Genomic DNA, 12,616 nt, shown 5'->3' with positions numbered 1-12,616 from the left:
GTCCCAGTGTGGCCGATCACCCTCTCAGGTCGGCTACGCATCGTTGCCTTGGTGAGCCGTTACCTCACCAACTAGCTAATGCGCCGCGGGCCCATCCCTAAGTGTTAGCCGAAGCCAACTTTCCTTCTCTCCTCATGTGAGAAGAGAAACTATTCGGTATTAGCACCGGTTTCCCGGAGTTATCCCAATCTTAGGGGCAGGTTGCCCACGTGTTACTCACCCGTCCGCCGCTAATCGTTGGGAGCAAGCTCCCTCAGATTCGCTCGACTTGCATGTATTAGGCACGCCGCCAGCGTTCGTCCTGAGCCAGGATCAAACTCTCCGAAAGATGTTTGATCTAGCTAAATTTTAAAGCAAATTGACGAGATTTTAAAAATCTCTTGTTTTTTAGACTTGCTTGGCGTTTCGTTTTGTTTAGTTTTCAAAGAACAATCTGTGTTGCTTGTTTCAGCGACTTTTATATATTATCAAATTCGCTTTTTGTTGTCAACAACTTTTTTAAAAGTTTTTTTAGTCGATTTCTTTCGTTTCGACTTCGTTCGTGACAACGTATATAAATATATCAGCATTTAAATTCCAAGTCAACACTTTTTATCAAAATTATTTTCTGTTTTTATAGGTGTATTCAAATACCTTAAATACTCGCTTTTCGGAGCAATTCTAATTAGGAGTTTTAACAAAAGCTTATATCTTTCTTCAATTGCTCTTTGAACAATTGGATGATGGATTTTTATTCTTTCATCCGTACGAATTTCATCCATTTCTCTCTTAATTAAAAACTCTAATTCCATACCTTCTTTTTCCGTCAGTAAAACCCCCAGCACGATATCCCTCCTACCTAATGATCAACAGGGATATGTTACATCATTCCTTTAAATTTTATACAAGCTATTTTTTTAACTGTAATATTTGTCCCACCCAGCAAATACATTACATTAAAAGCTGATTAATTAGATGAGGTGAATAACATGCCCTTTTTTTATGTAACAAATGCACGCAGAGGAAAGCAGCTAATATTATTACTAATTATTACATTCTTCACAGCCCTATTTTTTTATGTGGAATTCCTCGCAGTCTCACCCTCTTTCTCAATCAATGGGAAACCCAAGATTATATACAAAGGAGAAAAAGGAGTAGCTTTGACCTTTAATATCGGCTGGGGCGATGAAAAGGCTGAGGATATTCTAAAAGCTTTAAAACAGGAAAAAATTCATGCTGCCACGTTTTTCTTAGCAGGCTCTTGGGTTGAACGGCATCCCCATATTGTTAAGATGATTAAAGAACAGGGCTACGAGATTGGCCTTCTAGGATATTCCTATATCGATTACACGGAGCTTGAAGAGCCTGGCATCCAAAATGATATATCTAAAGGGCTTGAAGCCTTCCGAAAAGCTGGAATCGAAAAGCCGCTCCTATTACGGACTCCTACTGGGGATGTAGATAGACGAGTATTAAAAATTGCCGAGAAGTCGAACCTTACAATGGTTCATTGGAGTGTCAATTCTATGGATTGGAAAAACCCAGGGACAAAGATTATTGCCCAGAATGTCGCTCAGGCCAAAAAAGGGGATATCATCTTACTTCACGCTTCTGATGCCGCCATACAAACCGCTAAAGCGATCCCCCTCATTAAAGAGGAATTGACTAATAAAAATCTGAAACTACTCTCTGTCTCTGAAATGATATCCAACTCTAAATCAACCAGCCACGAAATTAGCAGGATACCCTATATGGTAAACAGTAGTCATTTAATGATTAGGGAGACTCTTCAATTAAACTAAAAAAGCCGCACTCCTTTACGAGTGTGCGGCTTTTTGCTGCGTGCGTTTCATACGTTCCTTCGCAGCTTCTTTTGATTTCTCATGGTATTTTGGCAAAATCAACAGCTGATAAGTGTTACAGATAAGCAAAGGGATTAACATGAAATACATATAACTTTCATCATTTACCCTAAGCACCGGGAACCATTCTATTACTGTTACTACAACCATAAAAAACAAGGTAGGTATAAAGGCACTTTTATTTGTTTGTTTAACTTTCAGCACACCTACTATTAACGCTACTACTAAAATTAAGATAGGGTACCATATATATGAAAAGGCACCTTCTGTTTTATTTCCAAAAAACACAAACCGTAAATAAGCTAGGTCAACTAATACAAATACAGTAAGCACCAATTGAATGGCATGCCAGACAAAAACAGATCTAAACATTTCCATTCCCAGTCTATGAACGGTTAAATACGCAAAAAAACACATCTGGCTAATAACACTGAATATTAACCCAACTCCAGCCATCCACAAAAAGCCAACTAGTAATTCAACTGGTGTCTTAAGTGAAAACTCATTCCATTTTGCAAATAAACCAACGACCCCCGCTGTAACACCACCTATCAGCAAGGTATTCATAAATAGCTTCACCCAATATCGACTGCTCATTTTTCCCCACCCTCTATGTATGTTCTACTAAATTGTACCAACCGTTGTCATGAAAATCTATTAATTCATTTAAACACGTATATTTTTTTATTCTCGATTCATATTATCAATGTAGATTTATTAGAGGAGGATTCAATAGATGACTACTATATTCAAGTGTGCTCTTGGTCTTATCTTATGCCTGTTCACTTTAACCAGCTGCAGTGAAACGAATACAGAATCAAGCGAAGAAAACTATAGTGAAACTAAAAAAATCATTGTAGATGTCTTAAAATCAGATGAAGGAAAGAAAGCAATAGAGGATATCCTTCAAGATGAATCAGTTAAAACCGAATTAATTATGAATCAGGAGGATATTTCAAATACCATTGAGACAGTATTAACTTCTGACAAAGAAAAAAAGTTCTGGGAGAATGCATTCAAGGATCCGAAGTTTGTAAAATCTCTTGCAAATGGACTGGAATCCTCTCATAAACAGATTCTTAAAGATTTAATGACTGATCCGGAATATATGGCATTATTAACAAATGTCCTAAAGGATTCGGATATGAGAAAAGAATTCACAGAAATTATGCAAGGTAAGGACTATCGCAAAGAGCTTCAATCCGTCTTAACAGAGGTCATTGATAGCCCGCTCTATAAGGCAAAGATAGAAGATATCCTACTAAAAGCGGCTGATGAAAAATCTAAAGAGAATAGTTCAAACAATAAGAAAGAAAATCAAACATAAATAAAACGCCTCCATTCAACGGAGGCGTTTACTTATCATTTATTAACCATTTCAGTTACTTTCTCAGCTATATCTGTAAACATCCTTCCGGTCGGGTGATCTTCTGCGTAGATTGATGGCGCAAACTCCTCATCATTCCAATCAGGCTGTCCAAGAGGAAGTTTGCCTAATAATTCTGTATTAAGCTCTTCCGCTAGCTTTTCTCCGCCACCTTTACCGAAGACGTATTCTCTTTCGCCGGTTGTTTTACTCTCAAAGTAAGACATGTTTTCAACAACACCAATTACCTCATGCTCTGTGCGAATTGCCATAGCACCCGCTCTAGCAGCAACAAACGCAGCTGTAGGGTGCGGAGTGGTAACGATGATTTCTTTACAGGTTGGCAGCATGGAATGAACATCCAAGGCTACATCTCCAGTTCCAGGAGGAAGGTCAAGCAACAAATAATCCAAATCTCCCCACTCTACTTCCTGGAAAAAGTTATTCAGCATCTTTCCAAGCATCGGACCTCTCCATATAATTGGTGCATTATCCTCAACGAACATCCCCATAGAGATCACTTTTACACCGAAACGATCAACTGGGTATATACGTTCCTCTTTAACAGTTGGACGCTTATCAATCCCCATCATATCCGGAACACTAAAACCATAAATATCAGCATCCACCAGGCCAACCTTTTTACCAAGGCGCGCCAAAGCCACTGCCAGATTTACAGAGACTGTAGATTTGCCGACTCCCCCTTTTCCACTCGCAATTGCAATAAAGGTAGTGTCACTATCGAGTAATCCTTTTTCTTCTTTCGGCAAAGACTCACGGAATTTAGCCAAGGCATCCTCTGGCAAGTCAGCAAAACGAATGCCAACTGTATCCGCCCCAGCCTCCTTTAATGTATTTACAACCATTTGTTGGATTTGCAGCTGTTCAGCCGTACCTGTTTTAGCAATGGCAATTTTCACGCTCACATGCCGCTTTTCCTCTTTAATCTTTATCTCTATAATACCATTTGTTTCTTTAAGGGTTTTATTTAAAAATGGATCTTTTAATTCTTCAAGTAATTCCCGTACCTTTGCTTCTGTAAGCACGAACGACACCTACCTTGTATGTATTTGTAACCGCTATTAGTATAACATATTCAATAGGTATCATTTGCTAAATTGATTCTGTATTTTCAATCTTCTTCATGTTCCTTTAAAAAATATCTAATCACTCCCGTATAGATTGAGAGTGCGATATCATCCTGATACACTTTGTTTTGTAAATTGCGTCTTTCTTCATCATTTGAAAGAAAGCCTACTTCTACCAGAACTCCCGGTTTATTCGCATGCTTGACTAAATATACACTTTCCATTGGTTTGGCATGCCTTTTCGTATTTTTTAAATTACGAATAAACTCCGCTTGGACCAATTTAGCTGCTTGCTTATTTTCAGAAAACTTAGGTGAATAAAATGTTTGGGCTCCCTTCGAATTTACCTGTGGAAAGGCATTGGCATGCACGCTAATATACAAATCCGCCTCAGAATTGTTTATAAATTTAGTTCGTGTAATTAAATCCGTCCGCTTCCTTTCCCGTATACTCCTGGAGTCAGAACCAGCAAGATCTACATCTTTTTCTCTTGTCATTAAAACAAGGGCACCTTGTTCCTGCAGGTAATCCCTTAGTCTTAACGAAATTGGCAATGTTACATTTTTCTCGATTACACCATTAAAGGTCGCCCCGCCATCTATCCCTCCATGTCCTGGGTCAATGACAATAACTTTTCCAGCCAAGGGCAGATTCCACTGCTGAAATGATACACGCTGGTTCATCCTGTATGACATCATTAAAAACAGAAGAACTACCCCAACCACAAAACAGGTCGTGAGAACCTTCTTATGAACATTCATATCTTATCCCCTTTACCCCATAATCCACTATTACTATATCTTATGGGACAAGGAGTTTAGATAGAACAAGCTAGATCTATTTCATCCTCATTTTATAGCGATTAATTCCTTTTGCGTATCCTTCCATCCACCATGCCGTTACATATTCATCCGTCAAACCGCGCAATGTTTCTTGTATAAAGGGAGAGCCATTTTCCTCCGATTGATAAAGGTAGTAAAACAATTGCTGTGAGAGCATATCAATTTCTTTTTTTGCTCTCTCTTTTATCCGCTCTGGCGACTCTCCATACCGATTAAACTTACTATAATATCCACCTAGAAGGAATCCCTCCACTGCAATATCATAGCAATGCTCTTCAGCAGGCTCAATCGAGTATCCCGGAAAGCATTTTAACCCTTTAGCAAGATGGCGATATTGCCTCCCTAAAAGTTCAAGCGAAAAATCCTTCAGTATCTCACGCTCATATTTCAACCGCTTTTCTTTACGAAAAGCAGCAAGATTTACAACTGTATTCATTAAACCACCTCTAAATCAAAATATAATCATCAATAGAACTTAGTTAAGATATACTCTATTGTTTGATGGATGGCATAGACTCATGCCATGGGATAAATGGGAAATGTAAGGAGAAGTTATAAGATATCGTATATAAGGAGGTGTTAATCGGATCGATATGTGATATCAGGGTCTCTTTTCGAGCCACTTTGTTTAGAATATACTCGTCTTCTTATTTAATTCTGCCAAATATCTAATGAATCCAGCCACTTTCTATTTGATCCGGCCAAACGGATTATTAATCCAGCCGAATTAGCTCATAATCCAGCCAATCCATCCCGAATATTAATCATACGTAACCGAGCTAATCTGGATCACTCCAGCCAAACCAAACTTCGCTTACACAACTAAGCCGTCTGTTGGTCAATATGTCCAAACATAACAAAAAAAGACCCCCAGACAAATGTCTGAGAGTCTTTTGAACGCAATTGTAAAATTAACGTTTTGAGAACTGAGGTGCACGACGCGCGCCTTTAAGACCGTATTTTTTACGCTCTTTCATACGTGGGTCACGAGTTAACAATCCTGCACGTTTTAGTCCTGGACGGTATTCTGGATCTACTTCAAGTAATGCACGAGCGATACCGTGACGGATAGCGCCTGCTTGACCTGTGTAGCCTCCACCTTTAACGTTTACTAAAATGTCATAGCTGTTTGTTGTTTCAGTAACAACTAGAGGTTGTCTTACTACTTCACGAAGTGCTGCGAATGGAATGTAGTCATCGATTTGACGATCATTGATAATGATGCGGCCTTCACCTGGAATCAAACGCACACGAGCAACGGAGCTCTTACGTCGACCAGTACCGTAATATTGTACTTGTGCCAATGTTATATCCTCCTTTAATATTAACCGCGAAGCTCAAGAACTTCAGGTTTTTGTGCTTGATGTGGATGCTCAGCTCCAGCATATACGTTTAATTTTTTACCCATTTGACGACCAAGAGATCCTTTTGGAAGCATACCTTTGATAGCTTGCTCCAACATTTTCTCTGGGTAGTTAGTTCTCATTTCAAGAGCAGTTCTTGTTTTCAAACCACCTGGGTGCATGGAGTGACGGTAGTAAATTTTATCAGTTAATTTCTTACCAGTCAGTTCGATTTTAGATGCATTGATAATAATCACATGGTCACCAGTGTCAACATGTGGAGTATAAGTTGGTTTGTGTTTACCTCTAAGAATTGAGGCTACTTGTGATGCTAGACGACCTAAAGTTTGACCTTCGGCATCTACAACGTACCATTTACGTTCTACATCACTAGCTTTCGCCATATACGTCGTACGCATTGATTTACCCTCCTAAAAATAGTTCATTGTTTCATTTTTTTGATAAAATTTGTGGCTCTATCTAAACACGAAATAGTTTCCGGGGCTATTCTCGTGGTTTTAACATACCAAAGGATATGATATACCGTTTTTCGGCCATTGTCAAGAAAATGTTACACCTGGATTAGTTGTCATGGAATTTAGATTTTATTTATAATCTACTTTCCATAAATATAGCCCGTGTCCTGGTGCGGTTCTCCCCGCTTTCGTGCGATCTTGGGCAGCTATGATATCCTTCATATCCTCCGGACGACGTTTACCAATTCCAACGTCCAATAAAGTACCTACCATAATCCGTACCATATTATACAGAAAGCCATCTCCAACAAAACGTATGACCAATTGTTGATCATCTTTAAGAAAATTAATTGACTTGACCGTTCTTACTTTATCCACCACTTCTGTTTTAGCGGAGCAAAAACTGGTAAAATCGTGGGTCCCGGTTAAATACTCTGTCGCTCTCTCCATCATAGCTAAATCGAGTTTATAAGGATAGTGATAGGCATAATTTCGTATAAAGGGATCTTTTACTTCAGCCAACGAAATACTATAACGGTATTCTTTACCAACCGCATTAAACCTGGCATGAAATTCAGGATCTGCCTTCTCGATATCTACGATGGCTATATCTGCAGGCAGCATAGTTCCCAGTGCTTTTTTCCATCTTTCCGCAGGCAGCTCAAGTGGAGAGTCAAAGTGAACGACTTGCCCTTTGGCATGAACACCGGCATCTGTACGCCCTGAAGCAGCCACCTTGACCTCTCTTCCCTTATGCATGGTCATTAGGACCTTTTCCAATTCCAATTGAACCGTACGCTTGTCAGGCTGAATTTGGTAGCCGGCAAAATTTGTCCCATCATAAGCTATTGTACATTTGTAACGTATCATTCCAGTACTCTCCCTATTAGTTTCTAGTGAGGATAAGAGCGATTGATAAGAGGATGAGAGAGATGATTAAGATCATGTCAGGAAATTCCCACTTAAGAGCACGATATTTGGTCCTGCCTTCTCCGCCCCTGTATCCCCTTGCTTCCATCGCTGTAGCCAGCTCCTCAGCACGTTTAAAAGAACCTACAAATAATGGAACAAGGAGCGGGACGACTGCACTCAATCTTTCCTTCAGCGGGCCCGATGAAAAATCGACGCCTCTTGAGGTTTGTGCCTTCATAATTTTATCCGTCTCTTCAATCAACGTTGGAATAAAGCGTAATGAGATAGAAATCATTAATGCAAGCTCATGAACCGGGAATTTAATTTTCCTTAAAGGGTTCAATAGATATTCCATTCCATCCGTTATCTCAATCGGCGTTGTCGTAAGCGTCAGGATAGAAGTAACTAAGATTAATAATGTAAAACGCAAGGATATAAAGATCCCCATCTTAATTCCTTCATCATAAATATCAATACCGGCGAGCGAGAAGACAACCTCTCCTCTTTTTGTGAAAAACAGTTGTATAAGCAATGTTAGAATGATTAAAAAGATTACCGGCTTTAATCCCTGTAATAGGAATAGCGGTTTAATTTTTGTTAATCCTAGCAATACTAAGGTAAAAGTAATTAAAATGGCGTACGATATCCAGTTATTAGCCAGGAATACGATGCATACATAGAAAAAGACTAATAATAATTTTGCCCTTGGGTCCATTCTGTGGACAACTGAATCAGTTGGAACATAGCGCCCCATTATAAATTTATCCATCATTGTTGTCCACCTCCCAGGAGATTTGATATCTCGCTAATCAAATCATCCAATGACAGATGCTTCTTGGAGAGGACTAAACCGCTCTTTTGTTCAAATTCCATCTGGAATCGAATGGTATCAGGCACTGCCAGTCCTAAATCCATTAACGCCTCTGGATCAGAGAATACTTCATTTGGAGAGGCTTTTTTGACAATCGTTCCTCTATGCATGATAATCAGTTCGTCTGAGTATCTTGCTGCATCTTCCATGCTATGTGTAACCAATATGGTTGTAAGAGCCTTTTCCTTATGAAGGGCATGAAACATATCCATAATTTCTTTTCGCCCTCTTGGATCCAACCCGGCTGTAGGTTCATCCAGAACAATAACTTCCGGTTCCATGGCCAGTACTCCTGCTATAGCTACTCTTCGCATTTGACCGCCGGATAAATCGAATGGAGAAGACTCCATAATCGAATCGTCCAGACCCACTAATTTGATCGCTGCATACGCACGTTTTTTGGCATCTTCCTCACTCACACCAAAATTCATGGGTCCAAAGCAGATATCTTTTAATACGGTTTCCTCAAAAAGCTGGTGTTCAGGGAACTGAAAGACAATTCCTACTTTTTGACGGATGGCTTTCAAATTCTTTTCTTTCTTATCTGCGGAGATAACTCTTTCTCCAATGGTGACTTTCCCTTTTGTTGGCTTTAACAAGGCATTTAAATGCTGTAAGAGAGTAGATTTGCCTGAGCCAGTATGACCAATTACACCTATAAAAGAATTAGTTGGAAAACGAACATTAATATCATATAAAGCGCGATGCTCAAATGGCGTCCCCAGTTGATAGGTATGCTCTACTTCTTCAAGTGATATTTGCATAGTTCATTCACCAGCCCTTCTTCGGTGATTTGATCAGAAACCTGGATACCATTTTCTCTTAATGATTTAGAAAGTTTTATAGAAAACGGGATATCAAGTCCTAATTTCACAAGTTCTTCCTCTAACTTAAATATCTCAGCCGGACTGCCTTCCGCAAATATTTTCCCCTGATTCAATACAATCATCCGGTCAGCTCGGGCAGCTTCCTCCAAGTCATGAGTGATCGATATTACTGTCAATTGTTTGTCTTCCTTCAATTCTCTAATAATGCCAAGTACTTCTGATCTACCCAAAGGATCAAGCATGGAGGTGGCTTCATCCAGAATAATAATAGATGGGCGCAAGGCCAGTACACCTGCTATTGCAACACGTTGCTTTTGTCCACCTGATAAATGGTGCGGCTCTTGATTGAGAAACTCATCCATGCGAACTTTCCTTAATGCATCCTGGACACGGTTTATCATATCCTCTCTCTCAATGCCGGCGTTTTCTAAACCAAAAGCCACATCATCCTGCACAGTTGTACCTACAAACTGATTATCAGGATTTTGAAAGACCATTCCAATATGCTGTCGGATATCCCAAACAGTGCCTTCGCTCATGACCATATCATTGACCATGATCGTACCTTCATTAGCAAAATAGAGCCCTATTAATAGCTTGGCCAATGTTGATTTGCCGGAACCATTATGCCCAACAATAGCGAGCCATTCACCTTCCTGGACTTTAAACGATACATTATCCAGAGCTTTATTCGTCTTCGCTTCATATTGAAAGGATATATTACTAACTTCAGCCAACGGTTTACTCATAGCTTCCTCCCTGTGCTGCTCTATTCTCTGCTTAGCTCAACTATTTTTGGATATAAAAAAACGCTGCACCCCTTCCGGATTATCCCAATGGATTTCCTGAATTAAGAGCAGCATTCACTTATCTTAATGTCAGACAACGTACGTTTTGTCTGTACAAGGGGTGCGAGAGCTAGACAAACATCAATTGGATCGTCACCCAATTCATGCCTATCGTAACGCTCTATCGTTTTTTGGATTATTCAGTAAAATAAGAGTAAAGCACATGCGTAAACGCATGATGCTTTAGTTAGCTTATACCAGAATCATTGGATTAAGGTATTTAATATAGGATATGGGTGTCAGATACTCTGTCCACCCCTACCCTTACATCATTAGACTAACTCGATAATTACCATTGGTGCTGCGTCTCCACGACGTGGACCAATTTTCATGATTCTAGTGTATCCACCTTGACGCTCTTCGTAACGAGGCGCGATATCAGCAAATAATTTTTGAACTGCATCTTGCCCAGTTTCAGCGTTTGCTACTTCGTGACGGATGTATGCAGCAGCTTGACGGCGTGCATGTAAATCTCCGCGTTTACCTAAAGTAATCATTTTTTCGACTACGGAACGTAATTCTTTCGCACGAGTTTCAGTCGTTTCGATACGCTCGTTGATAATTAAATCAGTAGCCAAATCGCGAAGCATTGCTTTACGCTGTGCGCTTGTACGTCCTAACTTTCTGTATGCCATGAAAGTTTCCCTCCTTTGTTGAAATAACTGATTCTATCTATTCATTCATTAATCGTCTTTACGTAGGGAAAGACCTAGTTCTTCTAGCTTAGCTTTCACTTCTTCAAGTGATTTACGGCCAAGATTACGAACTTTCATCATATCTTCTTCAGTCTTATTAGCAAGCTCTTGTACTGTATTAATACCAGCACGCTTTAAACAGTTGTAAGAACGAACAGAAAGATCAAGCTCTTCAATTGTCATTTCCAAAACTTTTTCTTTTTGGTCTTCTTCTTTTTCAACCATAATTTCAGCATTTTGAGCTTCGTCTGTTAAACCAACAAAGATATTCAGATGTTCTGTTACAATCTTCGCACCTAAAGCTATAGCTTCTTTTGGACCAGTGCTTCCATCAGTCCATACATCGATTGTAAGTTTATCATAGTTTGTCAGTTGACCTACACGAGTGTTTTCAACTTGATATGTCATCCGAGATACTGGTGTGTAAATGGAATCAATAGGGATTACACCGATTGGTTGATCATCACGTTTGTTTTGATCAGCTGGCGTGTAGCCTCTTCCTCTTCTAGCTACCAAGCGCATACGCAAGTGAGCTTTTTTAGAAAGGTGAGCTATCAGTAAATCCGGGTTTAGGATTTCCACATCGCTATCATGTGTAATATCTGCAGCCGTTACTGCCCCTTCCCCCTGAACATCAATTTCAAGAGTCTTTTCTTCATCAGAATAAATCTTTAATGCGAGTTTCTTAATATTTAGGATAATAGCAGTTACATCTTCTTCTACACCCTCAATAGTAGAGAACTCATGGAGCACACCATCTATTTGAATAGATGTAACGGCAGCACCAGGCAATGAGGATAGTAGGATACGACGTAAGGAGTTACCCAAAGTTGTTCCATATCCACGCTCAAGTGGTTCAACGATGAACTTACCATATTTTCCGTCTTCGCTGATTTGAACCGTTTCAATTTTTGGTTTTTCTATCTCGATCATTCAACAATACCCTCCTTCGTAACGTCGAAACCCCGGCTAGAAGAAGGTAGTGGTTTGCATCTAACCGAAATTCCCCAATATATACTCCCAATGTGCGCAACATATTTGTGATTTCCTTGAGAAAAGAAAAATCACTATATTACCCCATTATAGACAGGGAAATAAATTCTATTCAAACAATATTATACACGACGGCGTTTAGGCGGGCGGCAACCATTATGAGGTACTGGAGTTACGTCTTTAATTGCAGTAACTTCAAGACCAGCTGCTTGTAATGCACGAATAGCTGCTTCACGACCAGATCCTGGGCCTTTAACAGTAACTTCTAAAGTTTTCATACCATGTTCCATAGAAGTTTTAGCTGCAGTTTCTGCTGCCATTTGCGCTGCAAATGGTGTAGATTTACGGGAACCTCTGAAACCAAGTGCACCAGCACTTGACCAAGAAATAGCATTTCCGTGTGCATCAGTAATTGTAACAATTGTGTTGTTGAAAGTAGAACGAATGTGAGCAATACCTGACTCTACATTCTTTTTCACGCGGCGTTTGCGTGTGTTCGTTTTGCGTGCCATAT

At 39.7% G+C, this 12,616-nt stretch carries 16 protein-coding genes and 1 rRNA gene; 2 read left to right on the top strand and 15 right to left on the bottom strand.

Going from position 1 to position 12,616, the window contains the following annotated elements; translation table 11 throughout:
• Together AC4G3O_RS18625 and AC4G3O_RS18620 are read right to left on the bottom strand one after the other, a co-directional pair.
• A 16S ribosomal RNA gene (locus AC4G3O_RS18625) occupies positions 1-328 on the bottom strand; the annotation flags it as partial.
• 253 nt (positions 329-581) lie between these two features.
• On the bottom strand, positions 582-824 hold the full coding sequence (locus AC4G3O_RS18620) for a hypothetical protein (protein ID WP_066102874.1): 243 nt from the start codon (positions 822-824) through the stop codon (positions 582-584).
• 144 nt (positions 825-968) lie between these two features.
• On the opposite strand from AC4G3O_RS18620, the gene AC4G3O_RS18615 reads away from it, so the two are divergent.
• Positions 969-1,781: a polysaccharide deacetylase family protein gene (locus AC4G3O_RS18615; protein ID WP_140462325.1), complete on the top strand. Its 813-nt coding sequence runs from the start codon at positions 969-971 to the stop codon at positions 1,779-1,781.
• A gap of 15 nt (positions 1,782-1,796) precedes the next feature.
• On the opposite strand, the gene AC4G3O_RS18610 is transcribed toward AC4G3O_RS18615, so the two are convergent.
• Positions 1,797-2,438, bottom strand: coding sequence for a KinB-signaling pathway activation protein (locus AC4G3O_RS18610; RefSeq protein ID WP_066102880.1), 642 nt, complete (start codon positions 2,436-2,438; stop codon positions 1,797-1,799).
• Between the two features lie 139 nt (positions 2,439-2,577).
• Here AC4G3O_RS18610 and gerD point away from each other — a divergent pair, with 139 nt between their 5' ends.
• Positions 2,578-3,168, top strand: a complete 591-nt coding sequence (gerD, locus tag AC4G3O_RS18605; RefSeq protein ID WP_066102883.1) for a spore germination lipoprotein GerD — start codon at positions 2,578-2,580, stop codon at positions 3,166-3,168.
• A gap of 35 nt (positions 3,169-3,203) precedes the next feature.
• Here the strand turns inward: gerD and AC4G3O_RS18600 are convergent, their stop codons facing one another.
• From AC4G3O_RS18600 to rpsK, 12 genes are all read right to left on the bottom strand, one after another.
• Positions 3,204-4,253, bottom strand: coding sequence for an Mrp/NBP35 family ATP-binding protein (locus AC4G3O_RS18600; RefSeq protein ID WP_066102886.1), 1,050 nt, complete (start codon positions 4,251-4,253; stop codon positions 3,204-3,206).
• A gap of 86 nt (positions 4,254-4,339) precedes the next feature.
• Positions 4,340-5,056, bottom strand: a complete 717-nt coding sequence (gene cwlD, locus AC4G3O_RS18595) for an N-acetylmuramoyl-L-alanine amidase CwlD (protein ID WP_066102889.1) — start codon at positions 5,054-5,056, stop codon at positions 4,340-4,342.
• Between the two features lie 76 nt (positions 5,057-5,132).
• The gene (locus tag AC4G3O_RS18590) at positions 5,133-5,573 is read right to left on the bottom strand and encodes a DUF2521 family protein (protein ID WP_066102892.1); all 441 of its coding nucleotides are present in this window, start codon (positions 5,571-5,573) and stop codon (positions 5,133-5,135) included.
• Positions 5,574-6,048: 475 nt separating this feature from the next.
• Positions 6,049-6,441, bottom strand: a complete 393-nt coding sequence (gene rpsI / locus AC4G3O_RS18585; RefSeq protein WP_066102893.1) for a 30S ribosomal protein S9 — start codon at positions 6,439-6,441, stop codon at positions 6,049-6,051.
• Positions 6,442-6,461: 20 nt separating this feature from the next.
• Complete coding sequence (rplM, locus tag AC4G3O_RS18580) at positions 6,462-6,899, bottom strand: 50S ribosomal protein L13 (RefSeq protein WP_066102895.1); 438 nt, start codon at positions 6,897-6,899, stop codon at positions 6,462-6,464.
• Positions 6,900-7,085: 186 nt separating this feature from the next.
• Positions 7,086-7,826: a tRNA pseudouridine(38-40) synthase TruA gene (gene truA, locus AC4G3O_RS18575; RefSeq protein ID WP_140462328.1), complete on the bottom strand. Its 741-nt coding sequence runs from the start codon at positions 7,824-7,826 to the stop codon at positions 7,086-7,088.
• Positions 7,827-7,842: 16 nt separating this feature from the next.
• On the bottom strand, positions 7,843-8,640 hold the full coding sequence (locus tag AC4G3O_RS18570) for an energy-coupling factor transporter transmembrane component T family protein (protein WP_140462329.1): 798 nt from the start codon (positions 8,638-8,640) through the stop codon (positions 7,843-7,845).
• Positions 8,637-9,503, bottom strand: coding sequence for an energy-coupling factor ABC transporter ATP-binding protein (locus tag AC4G3O_RS18565; RefSeq protein WP_148631314.1), 867 nt, complete (start codon positions 9,501-9,503; stop codon positions 8,637-8,639). The genes AC4G3O_RS18570 and AC4G3O_RS18565 overlap by 4 nt, the downstream gene beginning before the upstream one ends.
• Positions 9,479-10,315 (bottom strand): energy-coupling factor ABC transporter ATP-binding protein, encoded by an 837-nt coding sequence (locus AC4G3O_RS18560; RefSeq protein WP_491136567.1) that lies wholly within the window; start codon positions 10,313-10,315, stop codon positions 9,479-9,481. Before AC4G3O_RS18560 ends, AC4G3O_RS18565 begins: the two co-directional genes overlap by 25 nt.
• 371 nt (positions 10,316-10,686) lie before the next feature.
• Complete coding sequence (gene rplQ / locus AC4G3O_RS18555) at positions 10,687-11,049, bottom strand: 50S ribosomal protein L17 (RefSeq protein ID WP_066102910.1); 363 nt, start codon at positions 11,047-11,049, stop codon at positions 10,687-10,689.
• A gap of 48 nt (positions 11,050-11,097) precedes the next feature.
• The gene (locus AC4G3O_RS18550) at positions 11,098-12,042 is read right to left on the bottom strand and encodes a DNA-directed RNA polymerase subunit alpha (protein WP_066102914.1); all 945 of its coding nucleotides are present in this window, start codon (positions 12,040-12,042) and stop codon (positions 11,098-11,100) included.
• Between the two features lie 182 nt (positions 12,043-12,224).
• Positions 12,225-12,614 carry a 30S ribosomal protein S11 gene (gene rpsK, locus AC4G3O_RS18545; protein WP_049672521.1) on the bottom strand — a complete coding sequence of 130 codons (390 nt, stop codon included), beginning with the start codon at positions 12,612-12,614 and terminating at the stop codon, positions 12,225-12,227.
• Positions 12,615-12,616 lie beyond the last annotated feature (2 nt).

This window comes from Bacillus sp. z14 (2026), from assembly GCF_058313575.1.
The sequence above is the reverse complement of the archived record's forward strand: the minus strand, read 5'-3'. Positions and strand labels throughout refer to the sequence as shown.

Excerpts from the sequence above, each read along its gene's own strand:
- AC4G3O_RS18590 (WP_066102892.1), bottom strand. The coding sequence starts at position 5,573 with ATGAATACAGTTGTAAATCTTGCTGCTTTTCGTAAAGAAAAGCGGTTG.
- AC4G3O_RS18560 (WP_491136567.1), bottom strand. The coding sequence starts at position 10,315 with ATGAGTAAACCGTTGGCTGAAGTTAGTAATATATCCTTTCAATATGAA.
- rplM (WP_066102895.1), bottom strand. The coding sequence starts at position 6,899 with ATGCGTACGACGTATATGGCGAAAGCTAGTGATGTAGAACGTAAATGG.
- cwlD (WP_066102889.1), bottom strand. The coding sequence starts at position 5,056 with ATGAATGTTCATAAGAAGGTTCTCACGACCTGTTTTGTGGTTGGGGTA.
- AC4G3O_RS18570 (WP_140462329.1), bottom strand. The coding sequence starts at position 8,640 with ATGATGGATAAATTTATAATGGGGCGCTATGTTCCAACTGATTCAGTT.
- rpsK (WP_049672521.1), bottom strand. The coding sequence starts at position 12,614 with ATGGCACGCAAAACGAACACACGCAAACGCCGCGTGAAAAAGAATGTA.
- rplQ (WP_066102910.1), bottom strand. The coding sequence starts at position 11,049 with ATGGCATACAGAAAGTTAGGACGTACAAGCGCACAGCGTAAAGCAATG.
- AC4G3O_RS18610 (WP_066102880.1), bottom strand. The coding sequence starts at position 2,438 with ATGAGCAGTCGATATTGGGTGAAGCTATTTATGAATACCTTGCTGATA.
- AC4G3O_RS18565 (WP_148631314.1), bottom strand. The coding sequence starts at position 9,503 with ATGCAAATATCACTTGAAGAAGTAGAGCATACCTATCAACTGGGGACG.
- AC4G3O_RS18550 (WP_066102914.1), bottom strand. The coding sequence starts at position 12,042 with ATGATCGAGATAGAAAAACCAAAAATTGAAACGGTTCAAATCAGCGAA.
- AC4G3O_RS18615 (WP_140462325.1), top strand. The coding sequence starts at position 969 with ATGCCCTTTTTTTATGTAACAAATGCACGCAGAGGAAAGCAGCTAATA.
- gerD (WP_066102883.1), top strand. The coding sequence starts at position 2,578 with ATGACTACTATATTCAAGTGTGCTCTTGGTCTTATCTTATGCCTGTTC.
- truA (WP_140462328.1), bottom strand. The coding sequence starts at position 7,826 with ATGATACGTTACAAATGTACAATAGCTTATGATGGGACAAATTTTGCC.